The 19366-nt window shown below is 62.8% G+C and carries 17 protein-coding genes and 1 pseudogene; 8 read left to right on the top strand and 10 right to left on the bottom strand.

Features of this window, described 5'->3' with window-relative positions; genetic code table 11:
• The first annotated feature begins 13 nt into the window (after window positions 1-13).
• Together Q8L25_RS30385 and Q8L25_RS30380 are read left to right on the top strand one after the other, a co-directional pair.
• A complete protein-coding gene (locus Q8L25_RS30385; RefSeq protein WP_308922939.1) occupies window positions 14-1234 on the top strand; it encodes a phospholipase D-like domain-containing protein in 1221 nt (406 codons plus the stop codon).
• 2 nt (window positions 1235-1236) lie between these two features.
• Complete coding sequence (locus Q8L25_RS30380; protein WP_308925827.1) at window positions 1237-2301, top strand: S1/P1 nuclease; 1065 nt, start codon at window positions 1237-1239, stop codon at window positions 2299-2301.
• Window positions 2302-2305: 4 nt separating this feature from the next.
• On the opposite strand, the gene Q8L25_RS30375 is transcribed toward Q8L25_RS30380, so the two are convergent.
• The gene (locus Q8L25_RS30375) at window positions 2306-3070 is read right to left on the bottom strand and encodes a DeoR/GlpR family DNA-binding transcription regulator (protein ID WP_308922938.1); all 765 of its coding nucleotides are present in this window, start codon (window positions 3068-3070) and stop codon (window positions 2306-2308) included.
• A gap of 75 nt (window positions 3071-3145) precedes the next feature.
• Here Q8L25_RS30375 and Q8L25_RS30370 point away from each other — a divergent pair.
• Window positions 3146-3724 (top strand): annotated as a pseudogene (locus tag Q8L25_RS30370) (NUDIX domain-containing protein); the annotation flags it as partial.
• Between the two features lie 412 nt (window positions 3725-4136).
• Here the strand turns inward: Q8L25_RS30370 and Q8L25_RS30365 are convergent.
• The 7 genes from Q8L25_RS30365 to Q8L25_RS30335 all read right to left on the bottom strand — a co-directional run bounded on the left by Q8L25_RS30365 (window position 4137) and on the right by Q8L25_RS30335 (window position 12140).
• Window positions 4137-5108 carry an ABC transporter permease gene (locus Q8L25_RS30365; protein WP_308922937.1) on the bottom strand — a complete coding sequence of 324 codons (972 nt, stop codon included), beginning with the start codon at window positions 5106-5108 and terminating at the stop codon, window positions 4137-4139.
• A 4-nt stretch (window positions 5109-5112) separates the two neighbouring features.
• The gene (locus Q8L25_RS30360; RefSeq protein ID WP_374694218.1) at window positions 5113-6192 is read right to left on the bottom strand and encodes an ABC transporter permease; all 1080 of its coding nucleotides are present in this window, start codon (window positions 6190-6192) and stop codon (window positions 5113-5115) included.
• Entirely contained in the window at window positions 6189-7718 is a 1530-nt protein-coding gene (locus tag Q8L25_RS30355; protein WP_308922935.1) for an ABC transporter ATP-binding protein, read from the bottom strand. Before Q8L25_RS30355 ends, Q8L25_RS30360 begins: the two co-directional genes overlap by 4 nt.
• Before the next feature lie 80 nt (window positions 7719-7798).
• On the bottom strand, window positions 7799-8794 hold the full coding sequence (locus tag Q8L25_RS30350; protein WP_308922934.1) for a BMP family ABC transporter substrate-binding protein: 996 nt from the start codon (window positions 8792-8794) through the stop codon (window positions 7799-7801).
• Between the two features lie 285 nt (window positions 8795-9079).
• Entirely contained in the window at window positions 9080-9982 is a 903-nt protein-coding gene (locus tag Q8L25_RS30345) for a LysR family transcriptional regulator (RefSeq protein ID WP_308922933.1), read from the bottom strand.
• An 81-nt stretch (window positions 9983-10063) separates the two neighbouring features.
• The gene (locus Q8L25_RS30340) at window positions 10064-10993 is read right to left on the bottom strand and encodes a pseudouridine-5'-phosphate glycosidase (RefSeq protein WP_308922932.1); all 930 of its coding nucleotides are present in this window, start codon (window positions 10991-10993) and stop codon (window positions 10064-10066) included.
• A 13-nt stretch (window positions 10994-11006) separates the two neighbouring features.
• Window positions 11007-12140, bottom strand: a complete 1134-nt coding sequence (locus Q8L25_RS30335; protein ID WP_308922931.1) for a carbohydrate kinase — start codon at window positions 12138-12140, stop codon at window positions 11007-11009.
• Between the two features lie 314 nt (window positions 12141-12454).
• Between Q8L25_RS30335 and xapA the strand changes: the two genes are divergently transcribed.
• From xapA to Q8L25_RS30310, 5 genes are all read left to right on the top strand, one after another.
• Window positions 12455-13294: a xanthosine phosphorylase gene (xapA, locus tag Q8L25_RS30330; RefSeq protein ID WP_308922930.1), complete on the top strand. Its 840-nt coding sequence runs from the start codon at window positions 12455-12457 to the stop codon at window positions 13292-13294.
• A gap of 104 nt (window positions 13295-13398) precedes the next feature.
• Window positions 13399-14592, top strand: a complete 1194-nt coding sequence (locus Q8L25_RS30325; RefSeq protein WP_308922929.1) for a phosphopentomutase — start codon at window positions 13399-13401, stop codon at window positions 14590-14592.
• A gap of 30 nt (window positions 14593-14622) precedes the next feature.
• Window positions 14623-15945, top strand: coding sequence for a thymidine phosphorylase (deoA, locus tag Q8L25_RS30320; RefSeq protein ID WP_308922928.1), 1323 nt, complete (start codon window positions 14623-14625; stop codon window positions 15943-15945).
• A gap of 100 nt (window positions 15946-16045) precedes the next feature.
• Complete coding sequence (locus Q8L25_RS30315; protein ID WP_308922927.1) at window positions 16046-16453, top strand: cytidine deaminase; 408 nt, start codon at window positions 16046-16048, stop codon at window positions 16451-16453.
• A 7-nt stretch (window positions 16454-16460) separates the two neighbouring features.
• Window positions 16461-17672, top strand: a complete 1212-nt coding sequence (locus Q8L25_RS30310) for a nucleoside deaminase (RefSeq protein ID WP_308922926.1) — start codon at window positions 16461-16463, stop codon at window positions 17670-17672.
• Here the strand turns inward: Q8L25_RS30310 and Q8L25_RS30305 are convergent.
• Window positions 17669-18829 carry a membrane dipeptidase gene (locus tag Q8L25_RS30305; RefSeq protein WP_308922925.1) on the bottom strand — a complete coding sequence of 387 codons (1161 nt, stop codon included), beginning with the start codon at window positions 18827-18829 and terminating at the stop codon, window positions 17669-17671. The genes Q8L25_RS30310 and Q8L25_RS30305 overlap by 4 nt on opposite strands.
• Before the next feature lie 11 nt (window positions 18830-18840).
• Window positions 18841-19263: a VOC family protein gene (locus Q8L25_RS30300; RefSeq protein WP_308922924.1), complete on the bottom strand. Its 423-nt coding sequence runs from the start codon at window positions 19261-19263 to the stop codon at window positions 18841-18843.
• Window positions 19264-19366 lie beyond the last annotated feature (103 nt).

Below are 19366 nucleotides of genomic sequence, written 5' to 3'. Positions count from 1 at the left end.
ACAAGGAATAACCATGCGTCGTTTATCTGTTTCCCTGCTCGTCACTACCCTGTTCGCGGGCACGGCCCACGCCGATTTCACCATTCCCGGCTTTGAGCTGGTGCACACCTCGCCCGTGGAAACGAGCTTGACCAATCCCGACCTGCGCGAGCCCGTCGCCGTGTGGCGCGAGCTGTTCGATTCGGCAAAAAAAGAGATCGTCATCGCCCAGTTCTACGCCGTCAGCAAACCGGGCACGGCATTCGACAAGGTGCTGGCCAGTTTGACGCAAGCGGGCCAGCGCGGCGTCAAGATCCGCTTCCTGCTGGACCTGAAGGGCGTGGGCCTGTCGGAACCGGCGACCATCGAGCAACTGAAAGCGATCCCGAATCTGGACTTGCGCATTATCGATTTCAACAAGATCACCGGCAACGGCATCGTGCACGCCAAATACCTGGCCGTCGATGGCAAGGTGGCGTATATCGGCAGCCAGAATTTCGACTGGCGCTCGTTCGAGCATATCCATGAAACGGGCCTGAAGATCACCGAGCCGGCGATGGTGGGCCAGGTGCAGGCGATCTTCGAACAGGACTGGCAGGCACAGGCGCTAACCGCCAAGGGCAGCCGCGCTACCTTGCTCAACAGCAAAACGGTTCCCGCCAACTACGCGCAGAACGCGTTTTTGCTGGCCAGCCCGAACGCCTATAATCCGGCTGGCGTGGGCGACTCGGAAAGCGGCTTGCCGGCCTTGTTGGCCGATGCCAAAAGCGAAGTGCGCATCCAGCTGCTGGACTACGCACCGCTGTCGTACGGCCCGAATCGCACGCGGCCGTATTACGCCGTGATCGACAATGCCGTGCGCGCGGCGGCCCAGCGCGGCGTGAAAATCAAATTGATGGTGTCCGCCTGGAACACGGAAGCGCCGGCGATTGCCTACCTGAAAAGCCTGGCGCTGGTGCCGAACGTGGAGATTCGCATCGTCACGATACCCACCGCATCGACCGGCTTTATTCCGTTCGCGCGCGTGATCCACAGCAAGACCATGACCATCGACGGCAAGCTGGCCTGGGTCGGCACCAGCAACTGGGCCGGCGGCTATTTCGACTTGTCGCGCAACCTGGAAGTGGTGCTGCGTAATGAGGCCATGGCGCAGCGCCTGGTGGCCCTGCACGAGCAGACCTGGAGCTCCGGCTACGCGCAGCCGATCGATATCAACAAACAGTATCCGAAGCCTGCCAAGGGGACGCCACAATGACCATGAAAAAACTGGCATGCGTGCTGGCGCTGGCCAGCGCCTTTATGAGCGGCAACGCACTGGCCTGGGGCAATGACGGCCACCGCGCCGTGGGGGCGATTGCCGACCAGCTGCTCAAGGGCAGCGCGGCGCAGGCGAAAATCGCCGCCCTGCTGCTGCCCGGCGAAACCCTGGAGTCGATCGCCAACTGGCCCGACTGCGTGAAAGGTACGTATTGCGGCCCGCAGTCGCCCGAGATGGTGGCCTACGTTGCCGCCAACCCCAAGCACAGCGAATACCATTACACCGATATTCCATTCCAGAACGCGCACTATCACGATGGCGCCACCGGCAGCGCCGACGACGATATCGTGCAGACCCTGAAGCAGGCGATTTCGGTGTTGCAGGGCAAGAGTGACCTGGCCAGCAATCCGCACCAGTTCACGCCGCGCCAGGCGCTGATATTGATCACGCACCTGGTCGGCGATATCCACCAGCCGCTGCACGTGGGCGCCGCGTATGTGGCCAAGGATGGCCGTTTTGTGGTGCCGGAAACGCAGGCGCAGATCGACGGCCTGGCGATTTTCGATGCGCGCGGCGGCAATAATCTGTTGCTGGACGACGCGCAGATCACGGCCTTGTCCGATGCCGTGATTCCGGCGCCGTTGCCGGCGGAAGCTGGCGCCGCCAAGCCCGTTGCCTATCCGAAGCCGCCGACGAAACCGCTGCACTCGTACTGGGACAGCACCGTGGTCGACTATGCCATGCGGCGCCTGTCGACGCGTACGCCGCGCCAGTTCGCGCAGACGGTGATCGCCAGCCAGCCCGAGGTGCCCGGCAATAGCGGCGACCCGGCCACCTGGCCGTATCAATGGGCCGATGCCGCGCTGGCGGCATCGAAAACAGCGTATGCGGGCGTGGTGGCCGGGCCGGCCACGCAGCAGACCAGCCGCAAGGGCGACGTCTATTATGTCTGGTCCCTGAGCGTGCCCAGCGACTATCCCGTGCCCAGCTCGGCATTGGCCAAGACGCAGCTGATCAATGGCGGCTATCACCTGGCGGCGGTGTTGCAGGCGATCTGGCCGTAAATGCCTACGCCAGCGTGATGGCGATACCCATCTCGCGGTAGGGTGCCAGCAGCGCCTCGTCCGTATCGCGCAGCACGACGATATCGCTGACCTGGTTCAAGGGCGCGATCCGGAACGGCGAGACGGTATGCAGCTTTTCCGGCGAGGCCAGTACCACCGTGCGGGCCGCCGCGTCGGATAGGGCGCGCTTGACGCAGGCTTCCTCGTGGTCGCCGGTGGTGATGCCCGCCTGCGGATGCAGGCTCGACACGCCCATGAAATACAGGTCGGCGCGGATACCGCCTATCGCTTCCACTGTGGCGGCGCCCAGGTTGACGATGGAGTGCTTGAACAACTTTCCTCCCAGCATCACCACCTCGATCAAGGGGTGGCTCGCCAGTTCCACCGCAATCGACGGGCTGTGCGTCACCACCGTGGCGCGCAACTCGCGCGGCAGCTGGCGCACCAGTTGCAACGTCGTCGTGCCGCCATCGATAAAGACCACTTGCCCCGTTTGTATCATGGCGCCGGCCGCGCGGCCGATGGCCGGCTTGGCGTCGGGCGAAATCTGTACGCGGCTGGCATACGGCGCCAGTGCGGGCGAGGCGGGCAAGAGCGGTATCGCTCCGCCGTGCACGCGTTGCAGCAAACCCTCCTTGGCCAGTTCGCGCAGGTCGCGCCGTATCGTGTCTTCCGACAAGCCCAGGGTATCGCTGACGGCCTTGGCAACGAGCTGGCCTTCTCGTTGCAGCAGGTCCAGCAGATATTGTTTGCGTTGATGTGTGAGCATATATTTTCTTGAATATTCTTGAATTTTCACGAGTTTGCATGATAAAGTCGGCGCACGCAAGCACAAGGAGACAAGATGAACGAAGAAAGAGTACGCATCCGGGATGTGACGACGCTGTCGCACGACTGGTATCTGTTACAGAAAACCACATTCGATTATCTGCGCCGCGACGGCCAGTGGCAGTCGCAGACGCGCGAGACGTATGACCGCGGCGACGGCGCCACCATCCTGCTATATAACAAAAAGCAAGGCACGGTGATCCTGATCCGCCAGTTCCGTTTCCCCACGTATCGCGACGGCCATGACGGCTTCCTGATCGAGGCCGCCGCCGGCCTGCTGGAGCAGGCCAGTCCGGAACAGCGCATCCGTGCCGAAGTCGAAGAAGAAACCGGCTACCGGGTCGGCGCCGTGGACAAGGTGTTCGAGGCTTTCATGAGTCCCGGCTCCGTCACCGAACGCCTGCATTTCTTTGTGGCCGAATACGATCCGTCCAGTCGCCTGAACGACGGTGGCGGCCTGGCCCATGAAGGCGAGGATATCGACGTGCTGGAACTGCCTTTGGCGCAGGCGATGCGGATGGTGGCGGACGGGCGCATCTGCGACGGCAAGACCATCATGCTGCTGCAGCATGCGCAGCTGCAGCTGATGCCGGCGAAAACAAGCCTGCAGATATTGATTGCCGGGCCGTACCGCTCGGGGACTGGCGACGACCCGGACAAGATGGCGGCCAATGTGGCGGCGATGGAAGCGCAGTGCCTGCCGCTGTATGCGGCCGGCCATATGCCGGTGCTGGGGGAATGGCTGGCGCTGCCGATGCTGGCGCTGGCCGGCTCGAAGCAAGTCGGGGATAGCGTGTACGAGGAACTGTTCCATACCCATTGCGAGCGCTTGCTCTCGCATTGCGATGCGGTGCTGCGCCTCAAAGGGGAATCGTCCGGCGCCGACCGCATAGTGGCGGTGGCGCGCGGCCTGGGCCTGCCGATCTATTGTTCGCTGGAAGAGATTCCGGCAGCATAAAAAAAGCGAAGCCCGCGGGCTTCGCTTTTTTGTGCGTGCCAACTTGACGTTAGCGCGATTTGACGAATGGAATGCCGATCGCCTTTGGTGCCACCGACTTGGCCATCAGGCCGGCCAGCACGATCACGGTCACCACGTACGGCACCATCTGGATCAGCGAGCCGGGGATGCGGCCGACGATGGGCAGGTCGACGCCTTCGATCTGGATCTGGATCGCGCTGAAGAAGCCGAACATCAGGCAGCCGAGGAAGGTGTAGACCGGACGCCAGTTGCCGAACACCATGGCCGTCAGGGCCAGGTAGCCGGCGCCGGCCGACATGTCACGCAGGAAAAAACCGCTTTGCACGATGGCCAGATACGCACCGGAAAATGAGCACAGGATGCCGGCCACCAGCATGGCCATATAGCGGGTCGCTTCCACGCTGACGCCGGCCGAATCGGCCGCGTGCGGGTTTTCGCCGCAGGCGCGCAGGCGCAGGCCGAAGCGTGTGTGGTACAGCAGCCAGTGCACCAGCGGGATCAACAGGAAGGCGAGATAGACCAGGATGGAATGGCCGCCGATCAGGTGGGCATACACCCAGCCGATGAACGGGATATGTTCCACATACTGGGTGCCCGGCAGCACCACGTCGAACAATCGCGCCGACCCCAGGTCGGGCGTGCGGCCGCCTTGCTGGAAGAAGAACTGCGCCAGGACAAAAGTCAGCCCGCTCATGGCGATATTGATGGCCATGCCGGCCACCAGCTGGTTGCCCTTTTGCGTGATGCTGACATAGGCTTGCAGCAAGGCCAGCGCGACGCAGACCAGCATGCCGGCCGCCATGCCGTAATACGGGTTTTGCGTGGTGTAGGCCACGGCGGCGGAAGCGAAGGCGCTGGCCAGGATCTTGCCTTCCAGGCCGATATCGATCATGCCGCTGCGTTCGGCGAACAGGCCGGCCATGGCGGCAAAGATCAGCACCGGCGCATTGCGCACGGTCGAGACCAGGATGCTGGCGAAATGAAAGTCGTCGAGTGTCATGGTGTTAGCCTTTGGTGCGCTTGAGCAGGGCGGAAATGGCCGGGGCGTAGAAGTTCTCCATCGCGCCGCAGAACAGGATGATCAGGCCCTGGATAAAGATGAAGGTCTCGGTCGGGATATTCGGTTTTTCCAGCGACAAGTCAAACCCGCCCTGTATCAGCGCGCCGAACAGCACTGCCGACAGGAAGATGCCGACCGGATGCTGGCGGCCCATCAGCGCAATCGCGATGCCGATGAAACCCGCGCCGCCGACGAAGTTGAGCGACAGGTAGTGGGTCGAACCCATGATCGAGTTGACCGAACCCAGGCCCGCCAGCGCACCCGAAATCAGCATGACGATAATGATCATCTTGCTGATCGACACGCCCGCATAGTGCGCCGCATGCTTGTTCAGGCCGGTGGCGCGCAGCTTGAAGCCCCACGACGAGCGCCAGACCATCACGCCATACACGGCCAGCGCGATGATGGCCAGAATAAAACTGATGTTCAGCGGCGTGTCGCCCAGGGCCGGGAACCAGGTCGACAGGCGCGGCATTTCGCCGCCTGCGGCAAACACGCGGCTGGCCGTGTTCTGCTCGCCCGGCGGAATCAGGTATTTCACGATCACGAAGTTCATCAGGCTGGCGGCGATGAAGTTGAACATGATGGTGGTGACCACGATATGGCTGCCGCGCTTGGCCTGCAGATAGCCTGGCAACAAGCCCCACAGCGCGCCGAACAGGGCGGCGCCGATCATGGCGGCCGGGATCAAGAGCCAGGCGGGCAGGGTCTGGTCGAACGCCAGCATGGCGACGGTGAGGCCCAGGCCGCCGATATACATCTGGCCTTCGCTGCCGATATTGAACAGGCCGGCCTGCATCGCCACCGACACGGATAGCCCCGTGAAGATGAAGGTGCTGGCGTAGAACAGGGTGTAGCTCAGGCCTTCCGGATTGAGGATGGCGCTGTTGACAAGGATGCCCAGCGATTCGCCCGGATCTTCGCCCAGCAGATAGATCACCAGTGCCGCGACCAGCAGGGCCGACAGCAGGTTTAACATGGGCATGACAAAGGCTGTCGCCCAGCGTGGCAAGTCGTTATTCATGATTTGTGCATTCCCCCCATCAGCAGGCCGATGCGGGTGGTATCGAATTCTTCAATTTTCAGTTCGCCGGTGATGCGTCCGCCGCACATGACCAGAATGCGGTCGGCCAGCGCCCGCACTTCTTCCAGTTCGACCGACACCAGCAGGATCGCCACGCCCGCGTCGCGCAGGGCCAGCAATTGCGTATGGATGCTTTCGATGGTGCCGATATCGACGCCGCGCGTCGGTTGCCCGACCAGCATCAGTGTCGGCTTGGCCAGCACTTCGCGCGCGATCACCACCTTCTGCTGGTTACCGCCCGACAGCAGGCCGATGCGCAGGTCCGGATTGGCCGGGCGCACGTCGAAGGTTTTCAGCAGTTCCGCGCAACGCGCGCCGATGGCCTTGAAGTTGAACAGGCCCCAGCGGTTTTTCAGGTGATCCTGGTAACCGAGGATGGTGTTCTGCATTACCGAGAAATTTTTCACCACGCCGTCGCGCAAGCGGTCTTCCGGAATATGGGCGATGCCCAGGTCGCGGAACACCAGCGGCAGGCCGTCGGCGTCGTGACGCTTGCCGAACGGCAGGTCCTTGCCCTGGAAGCGCAGCTTGCCCGAGGTGGGCAGACGCATGCCGGACAAGATCTCCAGCAGTTCGCTCTGGCCATTGCCCGAGACCCCTGCAATGGCGACGATTTCGCCGGCGCGCAGATTGAAACCGATGTCGGCCAGCAGTTTGACCTGCTGCTCGTCGGCCAGTTGCAAGCCGTCCACTTCCAGCACGGTCGCGCCCGGGTTGTAGGGCGCGCGCGGCAAGTGGCTCTGGATCGGGCGGCCCACCATCATGTTGGCCAGCTCTTCCTTCGAGGTACCGACTGTTGCCACGGCGCCCACCACCGTGCCGCCGCGCATGACGGTGACGTTGTCGGTGATTTCCAGGATTTCCTGCAGCTTGTGCGTGATCAGGATGATGGTCTTGCCCTGCTCCTTGAACAGGCGCAGGATCTCGAACAGCGACGCCGTTTCCTGCGCCGTCAGCACGGCCGTCGGCTCGTCGAGGATCAGGATATTGGCGCTGCGGTAGATCTGCTTGAGGATCTCCACGCGCTGCTGGGCGCCGACCGACAAATCTTCGATCTTGGCCAGCGGGTCGACGTCGAGGCGGTAGCGCGTGCAGATCTCGCGCAGCTTCGCTTCGGCTTCGGCGCGATGGTTGGCCAGGCGGAAACCGCCTTCCGTGCCCAGCATGATATTGTCGAGCACGGTGAAGTTCTCGACCAGCATGAAATGCTGGTGCACCATGCCGATGCCCAGTTCGATGGCTTCCTGGCTGTTGCGGATAGGCTGTACTTTTCCGTCGAGCAGGATTTCTCCGCCGTCGGCACGGTAATACCCGTACAGGATGCTCATCAAGGTCGATTTGCCGGCGCCGTTTTCCCCCACCAGGCCGTGGATGCTGCCCTTGGCGATGGAGAAACTGACGTCGGTGTTCGCCTTCACATGTCCAAAATGCTTGGAAATGCTGCGAAATTCTACTGCTGGCTGCATAGGCTCATAACTGGATAGTTTCATGGAAACGCGCCGCGCGGAGGTCAACCCCGGCGGCGCGTTCAGAGATACGAAGAAAGTTAAACCGGGCAGCTGCTGCCGACGCGGTAATCGATCACCTTGATCTTGCCATCGATAATGTCCTTGCGCACACCCAACACACGCTTTTCGATTTCCGGCGTGATCAGCTTGCGGTTGTTCGCGTCGAGCGCCCAATCCACGCCGCCTTCTTTCAGGCCCTTGTAGCTGACGCCGCCTTTCCAGGTGCCGTTTTTCACTTGCATGAAGCTGTCATAGACGGTGTTGTCGACGCGCTTGACCATCGAGGTCAGCATGGTGCCCGGATACAGATGATTCTGGTTCGAATCGACGCCGATCGCCAGCTTGCCTTTTTCCTTGGCCATCTGCAAAGTCCCCATGCCGCTGCCGCCGGCGACCGCGAACACCACGTCGACGCCGCGCTCGAATTGCGAGCGGGCCAGTTCACCGCCCTTGGCCGGATCGTTCCAGGCGCCCGAGGTGGTGCCGACCATGTTTTGCGTCAGTTCCGCTTTCGGATTGACGGCCTTGATGCCTTGCGCGTAACCGCAGGCAAAGTTGCGGATCAGTGGAATATCGATGCCGCCGATAAAACCGATTTTCTTGCTCTTGCTGGCCATGGCAGCCGCCACGCCCACCAGGTAGGAGCCTTCTTCTTCCTTGAACACCACCGAGTTGACGTTGGCGCCAGCGGCCTGGCCGTCGATCAGCACGAATTTCACATTGGGAAATTCCTTGGCGACCTTTTGCACGGCTTGCGTCTGGGCAAAACCGATCGCGGCGATCATGTCGAGTTTCTTGCGGGCCAGGCCGCGCATGACTTGCTCGGCTTGCGTATCGCTGGAAGCCTGTACTTCGATAAAGGAAATGCCGGTGTCTTTTTTGAAGCGCTCGGCGCCTTCGAAAGCGGATTGGTTGAACGACTTGTCGAACTTGCCGCCCGCGTCATACACGACACCCAATTTTGGGTTAGCCGCGGACGCTTGAGCAGCCAGAAAAGCGGCTGCGATCGTCAAACTAAATTGTGTAAGTTTCATGAATTGGCTCCTGGAAGATCGATATTGTATATTTTTTATAGGGCAAACAGAAAATTTGGGGCCGATTTAGCCTGTTACGCCTGCAAGAATCGATGGTTCCTTATCAACATTGCACCGTATCGCAGAAGAAAGTTGCTGTTCGCTGCGGTTGTTGTGACCAGGGTGTGATGCGTATGCAACAGTTCGCCTTAGGCGTTCGAACCACTATGCATCATGGCCGATATGTATGGCAAATACGTTTTTGTTTATGGATTTATATGTATCGGATATAAATCCAAGGCAACATCAGGCGGCCGGCGGGTTGAGGATATTCAGAAAGGCGCGTACCACGGGCGCGTCGTCGAGCGTGGTGTAGCTGATATACAGATTGGCCGATGGCGGATTGGTCTTGATCGGCAGGAACACCACGCCGGGCCAGCCGATGCGGCTGGTGGTTTCCGGCACCAGGGTCACGCCCAGGCCGACGCCCACCATGGCCAACAGGGTTTGCGGTTCGTTGGCTTCCTGGAAAATCATCGGCTCGAAGCCGGCATTGACGCAGCATTGCACCAGGTAGCGGGGAAAGGCGGACTTGTCCAGCGCCAGGCTCAGCATCGGTTCGTCGGCGATATCGATCAGTTCGATGGACGCGCTCTTGGCCAGCCGGTGGTGTTCGTTGACGGCCACGCAGACATTTTCACGGAAGCACAGTTCCTGGCGCAGATTGTCGTGGCGCAGGTCATCGTCGTTGAGCTTGGGTTCGCGCCAGAAGCCGACGTCGATCTGCTTGCTGCGCAGCGCTTCGTATTGCACCGTCGGCCCCAGTTCATGGATGGTCCAGGTAACGCGGGGAAATTTGGACTGGAATTGTTCCAGCAGGCTGGGGATCGGGCCCCACATGGCCGAGCCGACGATGCCGACCCGCAAGCGGCCCACTTCGCCACGGTCGATCTGGCGGATGGTATCGATGGTCATGCGCATCTTCCCCAGCAGGTCGGCCGCCTCGTGCATCAGGGCCTTGCCCGCCACCGTCAGTTCGAAGGTGCGGGTGGTGCGCGCAAACAGGCGCACGCCCAGTTCGTTTTCCAGTTTCATGATCTGCTGGCTCAAGGGCGGCTGCGAGATATGCAGGCGCTCGGCTGCGCGGCTGAAGCTTTTCTCCTCGGCGACGGCGAGAAAATACTTTAACTGTTTCAGATCGATGGACATGCTTTCCTTGGCGTGCGTGATGCCTGGAGGGAACAACGCGCGGGCCGGTCGGCACCTGCGCGTTTCTTTACAGCAGTCCTATTATCGGGGCAGCACCGCCTGCATGGCAATGGCGAGCTTGGTGCCGACCTGGGCATTGTGTTTGACGAGCGCGATATTGGTGGCCAGGCTGCGGCCATCGGTCAGCTGCTTGATGCGCGACAGCAGGAACGGCGTGACCTGCTTGCCGGTCACGCCGCCGGCGTCCGCTTCCTGCAGGGCCTGGGTGGTGATGGCGTCGATTTCTTCCTTCGGCATTGCCTGCGCGGCCGGCACCGGATTGCTGACCACCACGCCGCCCTTCAAGCCCAGCTGCCATTTGGTGGCAATAAAAGCCGCTTGCTCGCCGGCGCTGTCGAGGCGGAAATCGGCCTGGAAGCCGCTTTCGCGCGTAAAGAAGGCGGGAAAGCCTTCCTGGCCCACGCTGATGACGGGCACGCCATGGGTTTCCAGGTATTCCAGGGTCAGGCCGATATCGAGGATCGATTTCACGCCGGCGCACACCACCGCCACCGAGGTCTGCGCCAGTTCCTGCAGGTCGGCCGAAATATCGAAGCTGGTTTCCGCGCCGCGGTGCACGCCGCCGATGCCGCCGGTCACAAACACACTGATGCCGGCCAGCTCGGCGCAGATCATGGTGGCGGCCACCGTGGTGGCGCCGAGTTTCTTTTGCGACAGCACGAACGGCAGGTCGCGGCGGCTGACCTTCATGGCGTCGGGCGAGGTGCCCAGCAGTTCCAGCTGCTCGGGCGACAAGCCGATGCAGATCCTGCCGTCGATAATGGCGATGGTGGCCGGCACGGCGCCGCCGTCACGGATGATTTGTTCCACTTCGCGCGCCATCTCCACGTTTTGCGGATACGGCATGCCGTGCGAAATGATGGTCGATTCCAGCGCCACGATGGCCTTGCCGGCCGCGCGCGCGTCCAGCACTTCTTGCGAGAACAAAAGGGAGTGATGTAGTTGGGTCATGCTGTTTATCCTGTCAATCAAGGGGAATAGGGCCGTCTTCGATATCGTCGAGGACGCTGGCGGAAATCAGGGTTGACACGGTGGCGCTGGAGGCCAGGGTCATGGCGGCCAGCTTCAGGCCGCGCCGGCATGCCAGTCGTAAATCATTGCTGTCGTGATACAGCGACCAGCAGACGGCGGCGGAAAAGGCGTCGCCGGCGCCGGTGACATCGATCGCGTCGACGGCCAGGGCGGGCAGGTGGGCCATGCTTGCGTCCGCTCCTGCGCCATCGCTGAACAACACGCCGTGTGCGCCCAGCGTGACGATCAACTGGCGCACACCCTGGCGCAGCACTTCGTGGCAGGCATCACGCAGCGCCTCGTCGGTCGGCAGGGCGCGCGCGACACGCGTTTCCAGCTCGCCACGGTTCAGGATCAGCAGCTGCAAGCCCGCCAGGTCTTGCGGCAGGTGCGCCATCTTCGGCTGCGAGACGGCCACGATCACCAGCGGTGCGGCGTTCTCCTCGGCCGCCCTTGCTTCGTCCAGCAGAAAGGCCACGCTCTCCATGCCAAGATTCAGGTCGCAGACGGTCAGCGCCGCTTGCGCGCGCTGCGGCTGGCGGCTGTGCAGAAAGGCCGGCGTCAGCTGTTCATACAGCTGCATATTGGCCATCGCCAGCAGCATTTCGCCGTGTTCGTCGAGCACGGCCGTATAAGTGCCGCTGCCGGTATTGGCCAGGTGCAAGCTGCCGCGCATGTCGATGCCGGCGTCTTCCGCATGGGTTTGCAGCGCGTGGCCGGCCGCATCGTCGCCCAGCGCTGTCAACAGTGCCACCGGCAAGCCCAAGCGGGCCAGGTTTTCCGCGATATTGCGGCCCACGCCGCCAAATACCTCGGTCGAGCGCACAGGGTTCGAGGTGCCCATCTGCAAGGCGGCCAGGGTGCGCATCTTGCGGTCCAGGTTGGCGGCGCCCAGGCACAGCACGGGCCGGCTGTCGGGCAGCACATAGGCGCGGCCCAGCAGGCGGCGTTCGCGGATCAGGCCGGCGATATGGCCGGCCACGGCCGAACGGGACAAACCCAGTTCGGTCGCCAGTTCCTGCTGCGAAATAAAGGGATTGCTGCGTATCAGCGCATACAGCTGGTCTTTTTTGGAAAGGTCGGTCACGGCGGGCCTGGAATAAACAATTGTCCGCAAGATTAAACTTTTGTTTTAAGGCTGTCAATCGCAGTCTGCCCCCATTGCTGGCAGGGCCGGGCCCGCTGCTTTATAATGCCGGCCATTTATATATCTTTTGTATAAATGCGCAAGAAAAATGGTATTTGCCATACATATTGCGCTTGATGCATAGTGGCGCCTGATAGCACCCAACCGCATGTCGATAGTCCTGTACAGAATCGCGCCTACCACGCCTGCTGCAGGATTCAAGCAAAAGATCCAACACCGATCCGCAGACCAACTCATCAATCACGAGGACCATCATGTCGAATAACGCCCCTTTCCACGCCGCCGAAATCATCCGCGCCCGCGCCCCAGAAAATTTCAAGCCGCGCGTGGCGATGATACTCGGCTCGGGCTTGGGCGTATTGGCCGAGCAGATGACGGACGCCGTCAGCATCAGCTTCGACGAACTGCCGGGCTTCCCGATCAGCACCGTGCACGGCCATGCCGGCGAACTGGTGGTCGGCACCCTGTCGGGCGTGGCGGTGGTGTGCATGAAAGGCCGCGGCCATTTCTACGAAGGCTACGGCATGGGCGTGATGACCAGCGCCATCCGTACCCTGAAACTGCTGGGCTGCGAAATGCTGTTCGTCACCAATGCCGCCGGTTCCCTGCGCCCTGAAGTGGACGCCGGCAGCCTGGTGGCCATCAGCGACCATATCAACCTGCTGCCGGGCACCCCGATGGTCGGCCCGAACGACGACCGTTTCGGCCCGCGCTTCTTCAGCATGGCCAACGCCTATGACGCCGAGCTGCGCCAGCAGGTGAAAGACACGGCTGCCGCCAACGGCATCACGCTGCATGAAGGCGTGTTCGTGGCGTATCCGGGCCCGAACTTCGAGACGGCTGCCGAGATCCGCATGATGGCCCGCCTGGGCGCCGACACGGTCGGCATGTCGGTAGTGCCGGAAGTCGTGTCGGCCCGCCATTGCGACCTGAAAGTGGTGGGCGTGTCCGTCATCACCAACCTGGCCGAAGGCATGTCGCCATTCGCGCTGTCGCACGAGCAGACCCTGAAATATGCGGCCATCGGCGCGAAAGACCTGGTCAAGCTGATCCTCGCTTTCCTGGCCGGCGTCGCCGCAAAACCGCAGGCTTAAACAGTATTTCCACCACCGCGCGGCCTGCGCCCACGAGGCTGCCGCGCGGCAGGGCCGGACGATCCGGCCTACACTATCCGCATCATCCTAAAGCGAGCCTTATCATGTCACGCGCATTTATCCTCCTGCTTGATTCCTTTGGCCTGGGCGCGACGCCAGACGCCGCCAAGTACGGCGACGCAGGCGCCAATACCTTTGGCCATATCGCCAGCACGGTCGCCAAAAGCGGCAAGACCTTGAAACTGCCGAACATGGAGCGCCTGGGCCTGGGCGCCGCCGCCCACCTGGCCAGCGGCGAATGGGCCACCGGCTTCGACCAGCGCGACGGTTTTACCGGCGCCTATGGCGCCGCGCGCGAGCGCTCGACCGGCAAGGACACGCAAAGCGGCCACTGGGAAATCGCCGGCGTGCCGGTCGAATTCGACTGGGGATATTTCCCCCGCACCACGCCATCGTTCCCGCAAGACCTGACCGACAAATTGAAAGCGATGTCGGGCGTGCCCGGTTTCCTCGGCGACTGCCACGCTTCCGGCACCGACATCATCAACAAGCATGGCGACGAGCACGTCGCCACCGGCAAGTTGATCATCTACACCTCGGGCGACTCGGTGATGCAGATCGCCGCGCACGAAGAATCGTTCGGCCTCGATCGCCTGTACGCAGTGTGCGAAATGGCCTTCAAATTGGTCGAGCCGTACAATATCGGCCGCGTGATCGCGCGCCCTTTTACCGGCAGCAACGGCAACTACACGCGCACCAGCAACCGCCACGACTACGCCGTCGCGCCGCCCGCGCCGACCCTGCTCGACCACGTGAAAAACGCCGGCGGCGAAGTGGTGGGCCTGGGCAAGATCAGCGATATTTTCGCCACGAAAGGTATCTCGCGCGTGGTGAAAGGCGTCGACAATATGGCACTGTTCGAAGCGCTGCTCAAAACCGCCGATGAAGTGCAGGACAAGTCGCTGACGTTCGTGAACTTCGTCGACTTCGACCAGGCCTTCGGCCACCGCCGCAATACCGAAGGCTATGCCGACGCACTGCGCGAAATGGATGCCCGCCTGCCCGAGTTCATGGCCAAGCTGAAACCGGGCGACCTGGTGGTGATCACCGCCGACCATGGCTGCGATCCGACCTGGCACGGTTCCGACCATACGCGCGAACATATCCCGATGATCTTCTTCGGCCCCGGCGTGGCGCCGCGCGCGCTCGGCATTTCCGAGAGCTTCTCCGATATCGGCCAGACCCTGGCCCATCACCTGGGTGTCGCGCCGCTGGCCAATGGCGTCAATGTGCTGTAAACGCGTCTTCATTTTCAGATTGGAATATCCATGTTTCTAACCCAGGAAATCATCCGCAAGAAGCGCGACAAGGGCGTGCTGAGCGCCGAGGAAATCCAGTTTTTCGTGCGCGGCATTACGGATGGCAGCGTCAGCGAAGGCCAGGTGGCCGCGCTGGGCATGGCGGTGTTTTTCAATGACATGAACATGGACGAGCGCGTGGCGTTCACCCTGGCCATGCGCGACTCCGGCCACGTGCTGGACTGGCGCTCGCTGAACCTGCCCGGCCCGGTGGTCGACAAGCATTCGACCGGTGGCGTGGGCGACGTGGTGTCCTTGCTGCTGGGGCCGATGATCGCCGCTTGCGGCGGCTATGTGCCGATGATCTCGGGCCGCGGCCTGGGCCACACGGGCGGCACGCTGGACAAATTCGACGCCATTCCCGGTTACTGCACCGTGCCGGACAATGAATTGTTCCGCAAGGTGGTGCAGGAGATCGGCGTGGCCATCATCGGCCAGACGGCGCAGCTGGCGCCGGCCGACAAGCGTTTCTACAGCATCCGCGACGTGACCGCCACGGTGGAATCGGTGGCCATGATCACCGGTTCGATCCTGTCTAAAAAACTGTCGGCCGGCCTCGATGCGCTGGTGATGGACGTCAAGGTGGGTACGGGCGCCTTTATGCCGACCTACGACAAATCGGTGGAATTGGCCGAGAGCATCGTTGCCGTCGGCAATGGCGCCGGCATGCAAACCTCGGCCATTTTGACCGACATGAATGAATCGCTGGCGCCGTACGCCGGCAATGCGCTGGAAGTGCGCGGCGCCATGGATTACCTGACGGGCCGTTCGCGCCCGGCGCGCCTGCATGAAGTGACCCTGGCGCTGTGCGCCGAAATGCTGGTGCTCGGCGGCCTGGCCGCGACCGAAGAGGAAGCGCGCGCCCAGCTCGAAGCGGTGCTGGCCTCGGGTGCGGCGGCCGAGCGTTTTGCGCGCATGGTGTCGGCCCTGGGCGGCCCGGCCGATCTGGTCGAGAACCCGGACAAGCACCTGGAGCTGGCGCCGTTCGTGGTGCCGGCGCCGGCGCTGTCGGCCGGCTTTGCCCATGTGCGCGACTGCCGCGCCATCGGCCTGGCCGTGGTGTCGCTGGGCGGTGGCCGCCGCCGTCCGACCGATGTGATCGACTTTGCCGTCGGCTTGAGCGAACTGGTCGGCCTGGGCGAGCAGGTCGCCGCCGGCCAGCCTCTGGCGATGGTGCACGCGCGCACGGAAGCGGCGGCGCAGCAGGCCGTGAAGGAAATCCAGGCGGCGTACGAGATCAGCCCGGTGGCGTTGACGGCCAAGCCGGTGATTTATCGTACCATTCGTCCGTAAAATAAAATCTGGGGCCAGACCCCCTCGGCCGTTAGCGCAAGCCGCTGAGTTTGCGGCATTGAGGGTCTGACCCCCGCAGTAACGCTTTCAAAGGTAATAAATGAACAATGAAGAACTGATCGCCGAAGCCAACGCCGGCCGCGAACTGGCGTATGCGCCATACTCGCGTTTCAGGGTGGGCGCGGCGCTGCTGTGCAAGGATGGCCGCGTGTTCCGGGGCTGTAACGTGGAAAACGCCGCTTATGGCCTGTGCAACTGCGCCGAGCGCACGGCGTTTTTCAGCGCCATCGCGCATGGCTGCAAACCGGGCGACTTTGCCAAACTGGCCGTCACCGGCGATACGGCGCAACCGATTTCGCCGTGCGGCGCCTGCCGCCAGGTGATGTTCGAGCTGGGCGGCGCCGACCTGCCGGTGATACTGACCAACCTGAACAACGATATCATGGAAGTGACGGCGGGCTGGCTGCTGCCGCATGGTTTCGGCAGTTCCGACCTGGACATGAAATAAACGCAATTTGAACAAAACCATCGACATCCAGGCCGCCGTGGCGATCGCCGCGGCCGAGGCCCTGGCGGCCAAGACCCAGGGCACCTTCGGTGTCGGCGGCGTGCTGCTCGACGGCTTTGGCAATGTGCTGCAATCGATGCACAACAATGTGGTGCAGGACGGCCTGGTGCTGGACCCCACCGCGCATGGCGAACGCCAATTGATCGACTGGTATTTTGCGCAAGTGGCCGCAGGCGCCGCCTTGCCGCCACCGCAGGAACTGACCCTCGTCACCTCGCTCGACCCCTGCTGCATGTGCACCGGCGCCATCCTGGCGGCCGGCTTCAATGTGGTGGTGGCGGCATCCGATGGCAATGCGGGCATCAATTACGATGGCGCCGCCACCTTCACGGCCTTGCCGGTATCGCTACGGGCGCAGGCCGGCGGCAGTTTTTGCTATCCGGCCGTGCGTGGTGCCACGCCGTATGCGCGCGCCGCCTCGGGCGCGGCACCGAAATCTTTTTTTATCGGCAAGAGCATCAACGAAGCCACGCAGGCGCTGTGCACGCTGGTGTTCGAATCGATGGCGTCGCAGGTGATGCAGCTGCTGCATGCCGGTGACGAGCACCCGGCCTGCGATCCGGCCACCTTGCCGGACGACCATGCGGTGGTGCGCGCCTTGCGCCAGCGCTATCCCGATGCCTTGAAATACCGCGGCGCGCCGCATGCGCCTGGCGCCGGCCTGGCGCCGTTCCTGCTCGCCGCGATGGCGCAGGACCGCCGCAATGGCGGCGCGGGCGAGGCGGCCGCCTTGCTCGACTCCTTCGGCAACTTGCTGCTGTGCCTGCCGGGCCAGCAATCGCAGTCGCTGATACGCACGCCCTTTATGGAATGCACGCGCCAGTATGCGCAGCTGCGCCATGAGTTGATGGTGGGAAAGGACAGCGCGCAGCAGGAGGAATGCAAGCGCTATCTGGGCCATCCCAAGCACGGCACTTTTGTGTTGTCCGGCGGACTCGACGACAGTGCCGCCAGTTTCATGACCCTGGGCGCCTACGGCTCGACCATGGAAGGCGCTCTGCCGGAAAACAATCCGGCCCAATTCCAGTATGTGCGGCCAGGCATGGCGCACAGCGACTTGCTGGCGCTGTGCCAGGCACTGCCGCCGCTGTACAGCAAGCTGATCCAAATCCAGCCGCGCCAGGTGGCGGACCAGGCCCTGATCGCGGCGCTCGCTTAAGCGTCGTCGTCGGGAAGATTCTTCAGCAGGAAATCACGCACGTTTTCACCGGCGATGCGGCGTATCTGCGCCGGCGATAATCCCGCGTCCAGCAGCGCCTGCGTCAAGCGCGGCAGGCCGGCCGCATCGATGGCGGTGGTGACGGCGCCGTCGAAGTCCGAGCCGTAGGCCACGTGCTCCACGCCCATCACCGACACCGCATGCTTGATGGCGCGCGCGATGGCTTGCACATCCTTGCCGCAGACGGCCGTGCTCCAGAAGCCGATGCCCACCAGGCCGCCTTGCGCGGCGATGCGTTTCAGTTGCGCGTCGCTCAGGTTGCGCCCGTTGGCGCAGGTGCCGCGCACGCCCGTGTGCGACACCATCACGGGCCGTTTTGCCAATGTCAGTACCTCATCGATGGTGGGGCCCGACGCATGCGCCAGGTCGACGATCATCTTGCGCTGCTCCATGGCGCGCAGCCAGTCGCGCCCCAGGGGCGTCAGGCCGCCTTTTTGCATGCCGTGCTGCGAGCCCGACAGTTCGGTATCGAAAAAATGCGTGGGCGCGGCCATGCGGTAGCCGGCGCGGTACAGGGCATCCAGATTGTCGAGTTTACCCTCGAGCGCATGCGCGCCTTCCAGGGTCAGCCAGCCGGCCATCAGTTTTTGGTCCTTGTCGCGCGCGGCAATAAAAGCGCGCAACTGGGCGCGGCTGCCGATCACGCGCATGCTGCCTTCGCTGGCGCCGGCCAGCTGGTGCAATTCCTTGGCCTGGTACAGCGCGCGTGCCAGCAGGCTGTTCCAGGTGGCCGGCGGCAAGCCCTGCGCCATCACCAGCGCCGTGATGTTGTCGCTGTCGCCGTCGTTGCGGTCGATATTCATCTTGCGCGGGGTTTTCGTCACCACCGAAAAGGCCTGCAGCGCCACATTGCCTTGCGCCAGGCGCGGAAAGTCCACGTGGCCGCGTCCGCCCGCCTGGTTCAGGTCGCGCTGCCACAGCAGGCTGTCCGCGTGCAGGTCGGCAATCCACAGGCTGCGGTGCAGCGACTGGGCCTGCTTTGATGGCGCCGGGGCGGTGATGGGGTAGACCTGGTTGATGTTCTTGTCGACCAGCGCGGGAGTGGCCAGGAAGCCGCCGAGCAAGACCAGGCCGGCGGCGGAAATGCTGATGATCATGGTTCTCCGTTTCACCATGGGTCGTAAGTGCCCAGGCTCCAGACATGGCCTTCGGGATCGCGGCAGGTAAAGCCGCGCCCGCCGTATTCTTCATCCTTGATATCGAGCACGATCTCGGCGCCGGCTTCGACGGCGCGCCGATAGACGCTGTCGGCGTCGTCGACCACCAGGTAGCAGCTTTGCGTATTGGCGCCGTCCAGTTCACGCGGCTGGCGCATCAAACGGCCGTATTCGCTGTCGGTGACGGAGCCGAGCATGATCATGCCGTTGCCGAAACTGAGCTGGGCATGGGCGATGCCGCCGTCGTTGTCGGGCACCACCAGCTGCTTTTCAAAGCCCAGTGCCTGGCACAGCCAGGCGATGGCGGCCGGCGCATCGTGGTAGCGCAGGCAGGGGATGGTGGTGGCCTTGGTGGCTTTTGCGGTGATGCTCATGGGAACACTCCTGTAACGGGGATGGAGTAGCTTCGATCATGGATGGCGCGCGGCGTTCCATGCCACGCGGTCCATGCCACTATAAGCTACCCTTGCCAGCCCG

The sequence above is a fragment of the Janthinobacterium sp. J1-1 genome (assembly GCF_030944405.1).
In the GTDB taxonomy this organism is placed as follows: Bacteria; Pseudomonadota; Gammaproteobacteria; order Burkholderiales; family Burkholderiaceae_D; genus Janthinobacterium.
The sequence above is the reverse complement of the archived record's forward strand: the minus strand, read 5'-3'. Positions and strand labels throughout refer to the sequence as shown.

Coding starts and splice junctions, on each gene's coding strand:
- deoA (WP_308922928.1), top strand. CDS start 14,623: ATGTTTCTAACCCAGGAAATCATCCGCAAGAAGCGCGACAAGGGCGTG.
- Q8L25_RS30375 (WP_308922938.1), bottom strand. CDS start 3,070: ATGCTCACACATCAACGCAAACAATATCTGCTGGACCTGCTGCAACGA.
- Q8L25_RS30325 (WP_308922929.1), top strand. CDS start 13,399: ATGTCACGCGCATTTATCCTCCTGCTTGATTCCTTTGGCCTGGGCGCG.
- Q8L25_RS30365 (WP_308922937.1), bottom strand. CDS start 5,108: ATGACACTCGACGACTTTCATTTCGCCAGCATCCTGGTCTCGACCGTG.
- Q8L25_RS30355 (WP_308922935.1), bottom strand. CDS start 7,718: ATGCAGCCAGCAGTAGAATTTCGCAGCATTTCCAAGCATTTTGGACAT.
- Q8L25_RS30340 (WP_308922932.1), bottom strand. CDS start 10,993: ATGACCCAACTACATCACTCCCTTTTGTTCTCGCAAGAAGTGCTGGAC.
- Q8L25_RS30345 (WP_308922933.1), bottom strand. CDS start 9,982: ATGTCCATCGATCTGAAACAGTTAAAGTATTTTCTCGCCGTCGCCGAG.
- xapA (WP_308922930.1), top strand. CDS start 12,455: ATGTCGAATAACGCCCCTTTCCACGCCGCCGAAATCATCCGCGCCCGC.
- Q8L25_RS30300 (WP_308922924.1), bottom strand. CDS start 19,263: ATGAGCATCACCGCAAAAGCCACCAAGGCCACCACCATCCCCTGCCTG.
- Q8L25_RS30350 (WP_308922934.1), bottom strand. CDS start 8,794: ATGAAACTTACACAATTTAGTTTGACGATCGCAGCCGCTTTTCTGGCT.
- Q8L25_RS30305 (WP_308922925.1), bottom strand. CDS start 18,829: ATGATCATCAGCATTTCCGCCGCCGGCCTGGTCTTGCTCGGCGGCTTC.
- Q8L25_RS30385 (WP_308922939.1), top strand. CDS start 14: ATGCGTCGTTTATCTGTTTCCCTGCTCGTCACTACCCTGTTCGCGGGC.
- Q8L25_RS30315 (WP_308922927.1), top strand. CDS start 16,046: ATGAACAATGAAGAACTGATCGCCGAAGCCAACGCCGGCCGCGAACTG.
- Q8L25_RS30380 (WP_308925827.1), top strand. CDS start 1,237: ATGAAAAAACTGGCATGCGTGCTGGCGCTGGCCAGCGCCTTTATGAGC.
- Q8L25_RS30360 (WP_374694218.1), bottom strand. CDS start 6,192: ATGAATAACGACTTGCCACGCTGGGCGACAGCCTTTGTCATGCCCATG.